The sequence below is a fragment of the Ectobacillus antri genome, from assembly GCF_003852715.1.
Lineage (GTDB): Bacteria > Bacillota > Bacilli > Bacillales > Bacillaceae_G > Ectobacillus > Ectobacillus antri.
On sequence record NZ_RIAV01000001.1, the window covers coordinates 400,287 to 414,675 of the forward strand.

General features: G+C 39.8%; 14 protein-coding genes and 1 pseudogene. 10 read left to right on the forward strand and 5 right to left on the reverse strand.

All coding sequences use genetic code 11. The features are described 5' to 3' along the window. Positions 1 to 56: 56 nt before the first annotated feature. From EEJ45_RS01990 to EEJ45_RS02005, 4 genes are all read left to right on the forward strand, one after another. Positions 57 to 560, forward strand: coding sequence for a GNAT family N-acetyltransferase (locus EEJ45_RS01990; protein ID WP_124563094.1), 504 nt, complete (start codon positions 57 to 59; stop codon positions 558 to 560). A 23-nt stretch (positions 561 to 583) separates the two neighbouring features. Then, entirely contained in the window at positions 584 to 1,375 is a 792-nt protein-coding gene (locus EEJ45_RS01995; RefSeq protein ID WP_124563095.1) for an HAD family hydrolase, read from the forward strand. Positions 1,376 to 1,639: 264 nt separating this feature from the next. Beyond that, on the forward strand, positions 1,640 to 2,854 hold the full coding sequence (locus EEJ45_RS02000) for an NAD(P)/FAD-dependent oxidoreductase (RefSeq protein WP_124563096.1): 1,215 nt from the start codon (positions 1,640 to 1,642) through the stop codon (positions 2,852 to 2,854). Between the two features lie 190 nt (positions 2,855 to 3,044). Then, positions 3,045 to 3,878, forward strand: a complete 834-nt coding sequence (locus EEJ45_RS02005; RefSeq protein WP_124563097.1) for an alpha/beta fold hydrolase — start codon at positions 3,045 to 3,047, stop codon at positions 3,876 to 3,878. Positions 3,879 to 4,014: 136 nt separating this feature from the next. On the opposite strand, the gene EEJ45_RS02010 is transcribed toward EEJ45_RS02005, so the two are convergent. Both EEJ45_RS02010 and EEJ45_RS02015 read right to left on the reverse strand, forming a co-directional pair. Beyond that, a complete protein-coding gene (locus EEJ45_RS02010) occupies positions 4,015 to 5,085 on the reverse strand; it encodes a DUF3900 domain-containing protein (protein WP_124563098.1) in 1,071 nt (356 codons plus the stop codon). 269 nt (positions 5,086 to 5,354) lie between these two features. Beyond that, positions 5,355 to 6,278: a patatin-like phospholipase family protein gene (locus tag EEJ45_RS02015; RefSeq protein ID WP_124563099.1), complete on the reverse strand. Its 924-nt coding sequence runs from the start codon at positions 6,276 to 6,278 to the stop codon at positions 5,355 to 5,357. 330 nt (positions 6,279 to 6,608) lie between these two features. Here EEJ45_RS02015 and EEJ45_RS02020 point away from each other — a divergent pair, with 330 nt between their 5' ends. Both EEJ45_RS02020 and EEJ45_RS02025 read left to right on the forward strand, forming a co-directional pair. Next, a complete protein-coding gene (locus EEJ45_RS02020) occupies positions 6,609 to 7,709 on the forward strand; it encodes an SH3 domain-containing protein (protein ID WP_124563100.1) in 1,101 nt (366 codons plus the stop codon). 304 nt (positions 7,710 to 8,013) lie between these two features. Further along, positions 8,014 to 10,035, forward strand: coding sequence for a YhgE/Pip domain-containing protein (locus EEJ45_RS02025; protein ID WP_124563101.1), 2,022 nt, complete (start codon positions 8,014 to 8,016; stop codon positions 10,033 to 10,035). A 26-nt stretch (positions 10,036 to 10,061) separates the two neighbouring features. On the opposite strand, the gene EEJ45_RS02030 is transcribed toward EEJ45_RS02025, so the two are convergent. Both EEJ45_RS02030 and EEJ45_RS02035 read right to left on the reverse strand, forming a co-directional pair. Then, on the reverse strand, positions 10,062 to 10,610 hold the full coding sequence (locus tag EEJ45_RS02030; protein ID WP_124563102.1) for a methylated-DNA--[protein]-cysteine S-methyltransferase: 549 nt from the start codon (positions 10,608 to 10,610) through the stop codon (positions 10,062 to 10,064). After that, on the reverse strand, positions 10,600 to 11,172 hold the full coding sequence (locus EEJ45_RS02035) for a bifunctional transcriptional activator/DNA repair enzyme AdaA (RefSeq protein ID WP_124563103.1): 573 nt from the start codon (positions 11,170 to 11,172) through the stop codon (positions 10,600 to 10,602). The genes EEJ45_RS02030 and EEJ45_RS02035 overlap by 11 nt, the downstream gene beginning before the upstream one ends. 101 nt (positions 11,173 to 11,273) lie before the next feature. On the opposite strand from EEJ45_RS02035, the gene EEJ45_RS18275 reads away from it, so the two are divergent. Beyond that, positions 11,274 to 11,432: a nitroreductase family protein gene (locus tag EEJ45_RS18275; RefSeq protein ID WP_164464172.1), complete on the forward strand. Its 159-nt coding sequence runs from the start codon at positions 11,274 to 11,276 to the stop codon at positions 11,430 to 11,432. A 217-nt stretch (positions 11,433 to 11,649) separates the two neighbouring features. Here the strand turns inward: EEJ45_RS18275 and EEJ45_RS02040 are convergent, their stop codons facing one another. Beyond that, the gene (locus EEJ45_RS02040; RefSeq protein ID WP_124563104.1) at positions 11,650 to 12,825 is read right to left on the reverse strand and encodes an MFS transporter; all 1,176 of its coding nucleotides are present in this window, start codon (positions 12,823 to 12,825) and stop codon (positions 11,650 to 11,652) included. A 470-nt stretch (positions 12,826 to 13,295) separates the two neighbouring features. Here EEJ45_RS02040 and EEJ45_RS02045 point away from each other — a divergent pair, with 470 nt between their 5' ends. From EEJ45_RS02045 to EEJ45_RS02055, 3 genes and pseudogenes are all read left to right on the forward strand, one after another. Beyond that, positions 13,296 to 13,556, forward strand: a complete 261-nt coding sequence (locus tag EEJ45_RS02045) for a metal-sensitive transcriptional regulator (RefSeq protein WP_124563105.1) — start codon at positions 13,296 to 13,298, stop codon at positions 13,554 to 13,556. 73 nt (positions 13,557 to 13,629) lie between these two features. Then, positions 13,630 to 13,856 (forward strand): annotated as a pseudogene (locus tag EEJ45_RS02050) (sulfurtransferase TusA family protein). 49 nt (positions 13,857 to 13,905) lie between these two features. Beyond that, on the forward strand, positions 13,906 to 14,385 hold the full coding sequence (locus tag EEJ45_RS02055) for a DsrE/DsrF/DrsH-like family protein (RefSeq protein ID WP_124563106.1): 480 nt from the start codon (positions 13,906 to 13,908) through the stop codon (positions 14,383 to 14,385). The last annotated feature ends 4 nt before the right edge of the window (positions 14,386 to 14,389 follow it).

Consider the following 14,389-nt stretch of genomic DNA (forward strand, 5'->3'; position numbering starts at 1 on the left):
TTTACTTATTTTTGAATCTTTGTAATAATCAATTTTAATATGAAGGAGGGATGTAGATGGAAGTGAAGTTGTTGCAGCCTGATGATGCGGCAGGGTATTGGAAATTGAGATTAGAGGCACTTAAGAACCATCCTACAGCGTTTGGAACCAGTTATGAGGAAGCTTTGCAGCGAGTGAATCCGATTCAACAGATAGCGGAGCGATTCGCAAATACTGGAGAATATACGTTCGGTGCATTCGTGGAAGGTGAATTAATTGGCGTTGTAACACTGATGCAGGAAAAAGCGAAGAAGTTTTGTCATCGTGCTACCATTTTAGCAATGTATGTCACACCTGAAAAGCGCGGTAGAGGTGTGGCTAAGGCATTGTTACAGGCGGCAATTAAACGGGCTCAAGAAGTAGAATCCATTATCAAAATTAATTTAACGGTTGTGTCAGAAAATGTAAGCGCGAAAGCTTTGTATCAAAATTTGGGTTTTCAAGTATTCGGTACAGAAGAGAAGGCTCTTTACTATAACAATGTATACTATGATGAAGAGCATATGGTTTTGTTTCTGTAAAAATATATTAGGAGATGGATAGGATGATAAAAGCCATTTTTTTTGATTTAGACGACACGCTGTTATGGGATCAAAAGAGTGTAAACGAGGCATTCGAAGCAACATGTCGCTTTGCTAGTGAACGATGCGGCGTAGATCCAAAGCTTTTAGAGGAAGCTGTACGAAAAGAGGCAGCAGCACTATATGCAACATATGAGATATACCCGTTTACACAAATGATTGGGATCAATCCATTTGAAGGGATGTGGGGGGACTTTTTAGATGAAGGGGACGATTTTCGTAAAATGAAGGAGATTGTTCCGATATATCGACAAGAGGCTTGGACAAGAGGCCTACGTGCGCTTGGCATTGAACATGTAGCGCTCGGTCAAGAACTTGCCGAAAGGTTTCCAATAGAGCGTAGAAGTAGACCCTTTGTATATGATGAGACGTTTCAAGTATTAGATGCGCTGCACGGTACATATAAATTGTTGTTGCTTACAAACGGATCTCCAGATTTACAAAACACAAAACTCTCCATTACACCGCAAATTGCACCTTATTTTGATCATATTGTAATCTCTGGAGCTTTTGGGAGAGGAAAGCCTGATCCATCTATTTTTGCACACGCACTGGAGTTGCTTTCGTTGCAAAAGGAGGAAGTCATAATGGTTGGAGATAACCTTATGACCGACATTCTTGGTGCATCTCGGGCAGGCATCACAACGGTTTGGGTTAACCGTCATCAGAAAGAGCGAAATGAAGTTATACCAGACTATGAAATTACACACTTGGAAGAGTTATACAAAATTTTGAAAGAAATAGATAAAAGATAAAAGGCTTTGCGTCTAGTACGCAAAGCCTTTTATCTTTACCCAATATATATTAAAAAGTAGGAAGCAATGACTAGGATAAGTAAAATGACACCTAATGAAATCCAAATTGTCATAGGCTCAACTGCTTGAAAGGTTTGCTCATTAATTTCCTTACGCTTAACCAAATAGCTGCATGTAGCTAAAGCAATCATAAGAAAGGAGATGCATTATGCAAATATGGATGGGAAATGCTAACAGTATCTCTTACATAAGGTGGTTTATACAATGGAACTATATAATGGAAAACCATATTGGCTCACAACATATCCACATGCACCTGCATATCCAAAGTTAGAGGAAGATATTACATGTGATGTATTGATTGTCGGCGGGGGCAGCTGCGGTGCGCAATGTGCATATTATATGGCAGATACAGGACTTGATGTGGTGGTTGTAGATCAGCGGAAAGTTGGACACGGGAGTACATGTACAAACACTGCACTTGTTCAATACTTGGGGGATAAAATGCTCTATCAGCTTGTAAACTCGTTTGGAGAAACAAATGCCATTAGGCATACGAAGCTGTGTGAGCAAGCAATTGCAGATATTAAATCTGCGTGTAACGCATTACATATTGATGCTGAATATGTACAGCGTGCCAGCTTGTATTATGCTAGCTGTGAGGAAGATGTAGCTAAGCTTGAAAAAGAATATGGGTATTTGCAAAAGCACGGGTTTATGGCAGACATGCTGACTGAAGAACAAATTGGTAAGTGGTATCCATTTAAAAAACGAGCGGCATTGTACGTGCAAAATGATGGAGAATTAAATCCGTATAAATTTACAATTGGACTATTGGAGAAGGCAAAACAGAAAAGCGTGCGCATATTTGAGGAAACAGCTATTAATGGAAAAGTATTTGAAGAAGATGGCGCGATATTTTATACAAAAACTAACCATACGATTAAAGCAAAGCATGTTATTATTGCGAGCGGGTATGAAGGACTAAATTTTAAAAAGGACAAAAACGCGTTGCTCACTACTACATATGCTATTGTTACAAATCCTGTGGAAGATTTCAGTAGTTGGCACGAACGTACGCTGATATGGGAAACGGCAAGACCGTATATTTATATGCGCACAACAGCTGATAATCGTATTATTATCGGGGGGTTAGATGATGATATGATTAGTCCAACGGAACGAGAGGGAAAATTACCGCACAAACGCGACAAGCTTGTGGGGGAGTTTCAAAAACTTTTTCCGAATCTAAGTGTCCGACCAGAGTTTTACTTAGGTGCTTACTATGCAGGAACCCACGATGGTTTGCCGATGCTCGGTCATTATGAAGAAATGCCAAATTGTCATATGATCTTTGGATATGGTGATAACGGACTGGTTTATAATATGCTTCTAGCGAAAATAACAAGAGATGTAATTACAAAGGGCACACATGAAGCCTTGGATATTTACTTACACACAAGACCGATGATGCAATAGGACTTCGCTTACGCGAAGTCCTATTTTACTTGCAAGCTATCTACAAATGGTGTAAAAGATTCATCAACTGCAGATAAGTATGTTTTCTCATGCGTGTAAGAAAACCGGGGGAGTTGCTATATCATAAGTGCTCTATATAGTACAAGATACATACATATAAGAAGAATAGATAGACAAAAGGAGGAACTATATGGGCTACTATGTAACTGTTGAAGCTAGTAATCAAACGGAGCATATTGTGAACGTATTTGTAGAGGATATAGGACCTAGAGAGGGCAAGGTTATTTTGTTTTTGCATGGATGGCCGGTGAATCATAAAATGTTTGAGTATCAATATAATGAATTACCTAAACACGGCTACCGTTGTATTGGTGTTGATTTACGGGGGTTCGGTAAGTCTGATCGTCCGTGGAGCGGCTATTCTTACAACCGACTTGCAGATGATATTAGAAGTATTGTCGATACACTGCAGCTAAAAGCCTTTGTTTTAGTTGGGTTTTCGATGGGAGGAGCTATTGCTGTTCGCTATATGGATCGGCATAGTGGGCATCAAGTCGCGAAATTAGCTTTACTGGGCGCTGCAGCACCAGCTTTCACGCAACGTCCTGGGTATCCGTATGGACTTACGAAGGATGCTGTAGACAAGCTAATTGAAGCTATATATAAAGATCGACCCAATATGCTCCGAAGCTTTGGTGACACATTTTTTGAACGGTATATAACGGAAGATTTTAAAAACTGGTTTTTTCAATTGGGTTTAGAGGCATCTGGGCATGGCACTATCCAATGCGCTGTATCTCTGCGGGATGAAGATTTGCGAGCGGATTTGCCCGCCGTCCATGTACCCACTGTTATTTGTCACGGTGTACATGATAAAATCTGTCCTTTTGTATTAGCAGAAATCATGCATGCCGGCATTCAAAATTCACAACTCATTCCCTTTCAAGAAAGCGGTCATGGTTTGTTTTATTGTGAGCGAGAGAAGTTAAATCGTGAGCTGCTACGCTTTATGGATAAGAGTTAATATCTAGAAAGTTCGTCACCGCTAGATACTGTTTTGCAAGTAGCTTTAAAGTCTGTTTAACTTGTATATTTTTATCTAGAATAAAAAATACTTGGCGCACAAAAGCGTCAAGTATTTTATAGTAATGTATTCCATGTTAATCGTTGCTTGTTTTCAAAGCAATTTTACTAATGACTTTCTCCAATTCATCCGGCTTCAAAAACTCAATCGGTGAGAACCCCTTCTCAAAGGTCAGCATATCGGCTTCAATCATCAGCACATACTTATCATTCACTTTCGCGATATGAATCTGCTCCCCAAAATCCGCCAGCAAGCCTTTCACAGAAATATGGTCCGCCTTTAGTTTTAACTCTACTTCTGGCGCATACTCCACAATCTGCGCCGCTGCTTCCATGACTTCTTCTGTGCTGAAATGTTCCATCATTTCACGCTTCGGACTCGCTGACCAAATTTCCATCGCTTCCTCAAATTGTTGGCGCGCTTCGCTTTCTTCCTCGTAGACGTTTTCCATACGGTCATATACCATCGTCATGACTTGGTTTTTGACAATTTCGGGCATGGACTGCTCGTACTGGACGAATTTCAAGAAGTCCTCAAAATAACGTGCGTGAGAGGATTGATGGATTTTTAGCTCACGCTCCTCCATCATGCCTTCCTCTGGCATGTAAGGGTATTGGATGGATTTCATGTTTTTTGTTGTAATGGCCATTTCGACGTTGCGAATTAGTGTTGCTTCGTCGGAAATAGATGCGACTTTTGGTTCAAAGTCACATTTCATGATGAACATAAAGGGCTCATCAAAGTATTTGTGCAATTTGGCACTTGCCACAAGCAGGACGCCACCGCGTACGGCGCTGGTATCTGTGTAAGAAGAAGCAAGAATCTCACTGGCAAGCTGAAAAGCTTCTTTTGTATTGGCATAGCGAACGCGCTGAAACACATTAAAGTTCGGATTGGAATCTAGTCCATGGCCTTCCTCTGTAATAAAATACCCAATTTTAGTAGGTGCTTGTTCCCCTTTTGGATGCCGTTCAACCTTACGTTTTACGATTTTAGCCAATTCTCCGTCTAAAAAGTCCTTTAATGGGCTGGCTTCATACTCTATTTCGTCTAGCGTTTGAAAATGTTTGTAGTATTTGGTTGTTTGTTCGCCTTTACCTTCCACGTGAACAACGTAAAAAGATAGATAATTAATTTGAAAATCCATTGTTTTCACCCGCTTCTGTTAGATTGACTTGTTTTAGTATAAGAAAGGCATCTCACGCTCGTCAATTGTTGACGTTATTTCATTGTTAATTCTATTTAACTATTTTTTAATATATAAAACTACGCTTCACCCCCAACTTATGGTGATGAGTCAAATAAAAATAGGCTGATGACTTTGTCATAAGCCTGAGCGCCTTAAGAAGGCGCTTTTTATATGATAAAAACGCATAAGGTATTGGGGGTTGTACTGTTGTAGCGCTAGAACAAGCTTTAATACCATTGTTGTCTCAAAAACTCAATTGTTGGATGTAAATCTATCGTGAGTGCCGTTTCTACGAGCAAATCATATGCCTTTACATCATCTAACGGTACATTTGATGGTAATGTGGGGTTTAAACGATGATAACGATTTCCAAGCAAGCATTGACTGTATAAGGAGTCTGCCTCAGCACCTCCATTTAACATCACCGAAAGCAAAGGAAATTGTGGCTCTTCAGATCGTTGCTTCTCTGGTGCATTATACGCCCATTGTCCAAATCCCCATTCACTTGTATCTTGTGTAATACGAAGCTCTTCTCCGCCGGTACCTATGGATAACAAAACGAGATTATCCAAGCACTGACCCCCAAGCCAATGATTGGCTGCCATGGCAATGGCGGCTACGCTCGGGCTGTTTGCAAACACACCGCCGTCAATTAATCCGTTATAAGAGGGAAAGTAAATGGGGGCAGCAGAGCTTGCCATCGCAGCATCAACTGCCTTTGCCTCCCCATCACGTTCTAAAAAATTATGGAAAAAAACAGGCTTCCAAGAACTTTGCGATGGTCCGCCCACATCAAAAGCAGTGATAATTACGTGTTTATAAAAGTCTTTTAATTGTAGCTCTTCTCCAAAAAAAGAAACCAATAATTCATGTAAGTGTGTGTTACTGTAGCGCGGGCGCAAGATAGGGATGCGGTGTGGCGAACTGAAGACAGTTGATAAATTTTCTTTTGAAAATACTTGTAAAATTTCCAGTGGTGTTTTTCCACTTGCAAGGCCCAGTGCTAAGAATGAACCAACAGAAGTGCCAGCTACAAGGTGTGTTGTGCGAACAAGTTCAGGAAAGTCTTTACATAATCTTGATAAAATAATTGCCGATAAAATACCGCGTACGCCGCCTCCGTCAAAGGTAATAATTCTGTATCTTCCCATAGGTGTACCTCCGCTTTTTATCTAAACCTACTCTGTACTTGAGTAAAGAAATGAGTTTGTTTTATGAGGATCTCGTTATATATAAAATTCAACGGGGCGTGGTCATGTTCGTAGAAAAAATCATGATGGCTGCTCGGCTTAGAGGAAGGGTAAAACAACAACAGTAGTAACTTAATCGGTTACAACCAAATATTGGCCAAACACAAACAGTTTGAACTATTGTAGAATAGTATTGTGATAGGAAATGTTCTGCTAGATTATCAGAAAAAATTGTTAGAGTCATATCTTTTTGTTTTTGAATATTCTATCTTTTTGCAGGGAGGACATCTGATGAGGAATATATGGAAAACAGCTACAGTGTTAGCAGTTTTAGCACCGGCTATGTTCGGTTTTGCGACAGGAGTGGATGCGGCGAGCGGGAAGGTAACAGCTTCTACGCTACATGTTCGCTCTACGCCATCCACAACGGGTAAAGTCATTGGTAAAATATACAAAAATAATATTTTGGACTATAGTGAGCATAATGCAGCATGGGTTAAAATTAATTTTCAGGGTAAAACAGCTTATGTGGCAAAGCGATATGTACAAACATTGCCAACTGTAGCAACACCTGCTTTTGTAAGCTATGAAGGCAAAGTCGCTGCATCTGCATTGAATGTGCGTGCCGGTATTGGAACGAGTCATAAAATTGTAGGGAAATTAGCGAACGGAACCATTGTAAAGGTGTCAAACAGCGCAAGCGGTTGGCTTTATGTTACAGCGGGTAATATAAAAGGATGGGTATCTGGCCAATATGTGGTAAAAGCCCCGGTAGTTCCTACAGCACCTGTAACAAAACCGGCAACACCTGCTCCAGCAGCACCTGTAGCAACAGACTATAAAACAATGAATTTACGTTATCCTTCGCAAGTAACGGCGAATGAAATTAATAGTTACATACAAAAGTATGAGGCGTTAACAGGAGAGCGCTCCATCTTTAGTGGAAAAGGGCAACTATTTATTGACGTTGCGACAGAAGCAGGTATCAATCAGCTATTGTTTGCGGCAATGGCTATTCACGAAAGTCGCTTTGGTATGAATGAATTGGCGCTGCAAAAGTATAACTTGTTCAGTGTGGGTGCCTATGATGCCGATCCGCTGTATTATGCTCATACTTTCCAAAGTGTAGAGCATGCAGTGCGTTATCAAGCAAAATTTTTACGTGAAAATTATTTAAATCCATCGAATTGGAGATATAAAGGATCTTACCTAGGTGATGGCAACGGCGGGATCAATTATTATTATGCAACGGACAAGCAGTGGGGTGAGAAAATTGCTGCGCACGCCAATAAAATTCATCCATTTCGTGCAGAAGAATACACAAACATTCAGATAATGTCTGGTGTGACACCGGTTGTGGCTGATCCGATTAAACCGCCTGCAAAAAAATAAGGTTGCGATACATGCACATATATGTTATATTGAACTAGCGATGAGCTGATTTGCATAAGACGAACAACACGCCCTTAGGGCAACGCGCAATGTGGAGCGCGGTTGGACGCCGCAAATACGTAGCCGCCTGCAACATGCAGGCGGCTTTTTATTTTACTCACTTGCTCATGAATGCGAGAGTTTTGCCAATAGGTAGATAAGTCGAAATGATAAATCGGGTTATTAGAAGAGCCGTTATAACAAGTATGACTGGACGCAATGAAACAAATAGTAAGATTATGTTAGTTGCTGAAGGTGGTTGTGTATGAAACAAATTTGGAATATTTATAAAACAGATTGGAAAAATATACGGTCTACTCCGGTTGTTATGCTGTTGATTGCAGCGCTTATCGTGCTGCCATCTATTTATGCAATGGTAAACATACAATCGGTATGGGATCCCTATAAACACACGAGTGGAATTTTAGTTGCTGTTGTAAATGAAGATGAAGGGGCAATACTTAAGGACAAATCAATTGCGATTGGAAACGAAGTAATTGAAAATCTCAAACACAATAAAAAGCTCGGCTGGATATTTGTTGACAGAGATCAGGCTGCGCAAGGGGTAGAACATGGAATATATTATGCGAGTCTTCGTATTCCACAAGATTTCTCAAAGCGAATTGTAAGCTTCGTTGAAGAGAGACCGCAGAAACCTGAAATTATTTTTACTGTAAATGAAAAGGTAAATGCAATTGCACCAAAAATTGCAACATCAGGGGCAACAGGGATTACGGCGCAAATTACAGCATCTTTTGTGGAAACCGTAGGCAATGCCATTTTTTCCGGGTTTAACAAAGCAGGAATAGAACTAGAACGAGAGCTTCCGACCATTCAAAATGCGATTAATCGTATTTTTGAACTTGAGAAAGACATGCCGCGTATTCGAGAAATGGGAGAGACAGCCATTATGCTCGAGACAAAGCTACCTGATGTAGAAAAGAAAGCACAAAAGCTACTTGATTTAGAAGCTAAAATACCAGTATTACAGGATATTGGAGCGCGAATCCTACAGATTGAAGCTAAACTGCCTGTGATTGAAGATGCTGGACAAACACTTTTGCGTATACAAGAAAAATGGAGTGAAATGGAGCGCGCGGCTTTTCTGGTAACCGATATGGTGAAGATATTACAAGATTTACAAAACCAAATTAAAGAAGCTATCGAACAAACAAAAGCAGCTAAAGATGTACAAATGACTGGGAAACAAGAGGAGTTAGAACAGCTGGAACAGCAAGTAGCAAACATCATTGTTTCTGTAAAAACTTTAAACGTGTCATTGACGGAAAAAGTGAAACAAACAAAGCAGATTGTAGAAACTGCGGCATTGTTTATACAAAACGATTTTCCGGGTGTTGAACAAAAAATTCACCAAGCAGCTGACTTTGTTCGTCAGGACTTACCGCAAGTGGAAGCTGATATGCAACGAGCTGTTGATATCATACGAACGAGGTTACCACAAATGGAGGAGGCTATTCATAGTGCTGCAAAACTGGCCCGTACTGATTTGCCTGTATTAGATGAAAAGATTCATGTTGCCGCTGACCATATCCGTAAGTTTGAACGAGAGACAAATTTATATGAGATCATTGACGTATTAAAAAACAACCCAAAACAAGAAAGTGATTTTTTAGCAAATCCTATTATTTTGCAAACAAAGCGTTTGTTTCCGATTCCAAACTATGGATCGGCTATGAATCCGTTTTACACGATGCTTGCGCTTTGGGTTGGGGCAACGCTTCTCGTATCTTCCTTGCGCGTAGATGTGGATGAACAGGAATACAAAAGCTACCAGGTTTATTTTGGTAGATTATTTACGTTTAGTACAATTTCTGTGCTACAGGCGCTTTGCGCGTCATTAGGGAATTTGTTCCTTTTACATGTATACACAGCAAATACAGCAGCGTATATTCTATTTAGCATCTTGCTTTCACTTGTGTTCACAGTTATTACATATACACTTTGTTCTGTATTTGGTAACATTGGAAAAGGTCTTGCTGTCATCCTTTTAGTACTGCAGGTATCAAGCTCAGGAGGAACATTTCCGGTCAGCATGACTTCACCATTTTTTCAAGCAATTAATCCATTTATGCCATTCACATACGCAGTGAGTTTACTGCGTGAGGTGGTGGGCGGAGTGATATGGGATATTGCCGTTCATGACATATTTGTACTATGCTTGTTTATTGGCATCTGTATCATGATTGCTCTTCTTTTGAAGAAGCCAATTAGCAAAAGAATTAGGAAAACCACTGAAAAAGCGAAAGAGACAAATTTGATTCCATAAGAAAAAGCTTGCGTTTTGCAAGCTTTTTAAAATTGAAAGCGTTCATGACCTTGTTTACGATAATTATGGTATCCTTCAAGTGTTAGGAGTACTTCTTTCATCTGCAAACCGCCTCGAAACCCTGTGAGTGCATTATTTTTACCTATCACCCGATGGCAGGGAACAATAATAGGTACCGGGTTGGCACCATTGGCAGTGCCTACTGCACGAACAGCATTTGCGTTTCCCGTTTCTGCAGCTATATCGGAGTAGCTGCGTGTTTCGCCAAATGGTATAGTGGCTAAAGCTTTCCATACTGCAGTTTGAAAGGTTGTACCATATAAGTCATAGGGAACAGTAAACGTTGTTCTAGTACCGTTAAAATATTCGGTAAGCTCTGTGCTATAAGGTGCTAGTGCTACTGGATTTTCTATTAGCGATGCATCTGGAATTTTCTTTTGCACCCAAGCTTCTAACACTTCAAAGGTTTCGTGAGGCCAAGTTATACGGCATATGCCTTTATCGGTTGCTGCGATATAAAGAGTGCCGTTCATTTTTGGATGAGTAAAGTGAGTCCAATATACATTATGCTTCATTTTGAAACTCCTTTTGTTGTTTATACGTACTAGGTGTAATACCCGTGTAGGTTTGAAATGTGGATGAAAAATACGAAGGGCTACTAAAGCCAATCTTTAATGCCACTTCAGTGATACTAAGCGTAGTTTCTACAAGCATGCGCTTGGCTGTGTTCATACGGGTTTGCAGCAACATTTGCGCTGGGGTAATGCCTGTCAACTGTTTATATACACGCTGCAAATGGTACGGGCTGGTGTGTAAATCTGTACCAAGTAGTTGTAAGGTAATAGGCTCATGGTAACGTGTACGAATGATCTCTGTCACATTTTGAACAAGACGCCTGTCCGGTCCATAGGGCTCCGATATTTCCGGTTTACACCGCTTGCACGGACGAAAACCAGCTTGTCTCGCCGCTTCAATATCAGAATAAATTCTAACATTTTCAGGTTTTGGTATACGTGAACGACAGGAAGGGCAACAAAAAATCTTAGTAGAAACAATACCTGTATAATATAATCCATCATATCGTTCGCTTCGTGTTAGTACAGCCTCATATACAGCATGGAAAATATCTTCCTTCATATGTATCTCCCCCTTCTGTTTATTATAAACGAACAGAGGTCATTCGCGTTATTATTCCGCTGTTTGGTATGACGGTCGGTTATCCGCTTCAGGAAGGAAGCATGAAACCGCGCTTGCCGTTTGAGCACATTTATCATGAAGAGGTATATGAACAAAATCCAGAAAAAATGAAACAAGAGTTAAGATCATACAATGAAGTGATTCGTGAGTATTATCGTGAACGAACACAAGGAGTGCGTGCAGATACATGGACGGAATAGATGGCGCATATGCTTGCAAAATCTGTGCGAATGTATATGAAAAAATTTGTTGTGAAACAAGGGTTGAATAAGAAATAAGATTGCAGTTGAAAAAGACCAGCAGTGAGCCCTTGATTAACGTAAGAGCTTCTGTAATGGACTTTTTCATCTTTGTCTTCTATTTTGGGACGGAGAGGTTGAACCTCTTGCTTATATCCAACGAGTAGGGGAGAGTAATTCACTTTGGGATAGATACATGCTTCATATATCGCAAAGTAAAGAAACTGAAGAGCATAATCATACTAAAGCTGAGAAATAAATGATATACGCCAATATGACTTACTAAAAAACCAGTTGCTAAAGCGGCGCCAATCTTAATAGATGATGCCAGAATGGTTCTAATGCCGACAACTCTGCCAATATATTCTTTTGAAGCGCTAAGTTGAATCAGGGTTTGTGTTGCAATTAAATGAGACATTGTAAATAGGCCGAGAGCAAATATAAATATAGGAATAAGAAACAAATACTGTGTTACCGCTAACAGCAAGGAAGTAAGCATCATACCAGACATAGTAAACACAATGGCGCGGTGACGGAAACGGTTTAAAAAAAATGTTACGGTTATTCCAGCAAGAATACCTCCAACAGCAAAAGAGATATCGAGCAAGGCATAGAGGTCACTGCCGCCGCCTTGTTCTTTTACTAAAGGCAGTAGCAATGTTGTAGTCATTTGAATGCTGATGCTATTCAAGATGGATAGAAATAGTAAGTACTTCATGCCGCGAGTGCGGTGCACATATAGTAAACCTTCTTTTAAAGAGGATGAATAGGAAATAGGGACTGATGTAGTCTGTTTTGCATAACAAAGCACTACCTGTGCATATAGAATACTTGCACATAAAAAGGTAATCGCATTTAATAAAAAGCATAAAGGCATAGATACATGAATGAGTAATATACCGGAAAAGCCAGACCCTGTAATTAAGGCAGCTTCACCAAGAGCAGCAGATTTGGATACAATAAAAGGAATATCGTACTGTGAGAATGCTTCTTTTATAAAGGATTGTGATGCTGGTTTGTAAATGGTGTAGCACACGGCGAGTAAAAATTGCAGCATATATATCACTGATGCAGAGCGAATTTCGTAATAAATAGAAATTGCCAAAATACCTACAATGAAAAACCTGATAAAGTCCATGATTACAACAATCTGTTTGGAATTCCTATGGTCCACATACACGGATACAAATGGCGTAAGAAAAATACTGGGTACATAATAAATAGCAATCATAAAACCGATAGAGAATGGTTCACTGGTTAAATGATAGACGTACCACATAATCGCTATTTGCTGAATGCCGTCTCCGAAGCCGGAGATGCCGAAGCCCATTAAATAATAGAGTTTGTTTTTCATAACTTCACATCCTAACAGTAGTGCCGAGAATTGGTATGGCTATATATTCCATATTTAAAATGTACCATATAAACATAGGTGATAAAATTAGCTATTTTTTAAGGGAATCATAAGTATAGCTTATGTGTAGTTAACAGAAAGAAATGGGAAAGGATTTATTTGTTACCAAAAGCAGCTGTAGAAACAGTTGCTTTTTCTTTTGGCTGTGTTAAAGCCTAATATTGATCATTTGCACTTGTTGATGGGAGTGAAGGGGATGAGACTCCTGCAGGAAAAGAGAGGCAAAGGGGGATCGCAGGTGCATAGCGCCAAGGAGGCTACCTGACCGTCCATGGAAAGCGAACCCTCGTAACGGAAATCAACGACGAACTAAAAAAATCTTTTTGTAAACATATAGTTGACAATATACCTTATGGGGTATATTATAAACGTGTAAGCAAAATTACTGATGTAGAAGGGAGCGTTATCATATGAAATATAATGCTCAAATGAAAAACAGGGTAAAGCGTATGGAAGGTCAGCTCCGAGGCATCCTGAAAATGATGGAAGAAGGGAAAGATTGTAAAGGTGTTATTACGCAGCTGTCTGCTGTGCGATCTGCAATTGATAAAACAATAGGGGTCGTTGTCAGCTCCAATCTTGTAGAGTGCGTAATAGAGGCGGAGAAAAATGGTGGAAAAACTAATGATTTGATTCAAGAAGCAGTCGGTTTACTTGTGAACAGTCGATAAAACATATTGATAAGGAATATTGCGCGCTATTAAAATACCCCTATAGGTAATAAGAGGTAAGGAGGCTACCATGATGCAAGTAAATAAAATATTAGATGCAAAAGGATTGGAATGTCCAATGCCAATTGTAAAAACAAAAAAGTAATGAGTGAACTCACAGCGGAGCAGGTACTAGAAGTGCACGCGACAGATAAATGTTCTTACAATGATCTTGCTGCAGGGGAAAAGTTTGGTGGACATATACTTGTAAGGCATGAAGAAGAACACGGTGTATTTAAGTTTTGGATTCAAAAAGTATAAAAATTTTTAAATTAAAAAATACCTATATAGGTATAAAGGAGAGGGAACTATGGAGGTAAAGAAAAAAACAACGATCGTGTTATTTAGCGGAGACTATGACAAAGCGATGGCAGCTTACATCATTGCAAACGGAGCAGCTGCATATGACCATGAGGTCACAATTTTTCACACCTTCTGGGGCTTGAACGCCCTTCGTAAAGACGAACATATACCGGTTAAAAAAGGATTCATGGAAAAAATGTTTGGCAAGATGATGCCACGTGGTGCTGAAAATATGGGATTATCTAAAATGAACTTTGCTGGGTTTGGTCCAAAAATGATTAAAGATGTTATGAAAAAGCACAATGCATTGCCACTTTCAAATCTAATTGAAATGGCGCAGGAGCAGGATATAAAACTGGTTGCTTGTACAATGACAATGGACTTATTAGGCTTACAAAAAGAAGAATTACTTGACGGTATTGATTATGCCGGTGTAGCTGCGTATTTGGCAGATGCCGAAGAAGGCAACGTAAACTTATTCATTTAAGGAT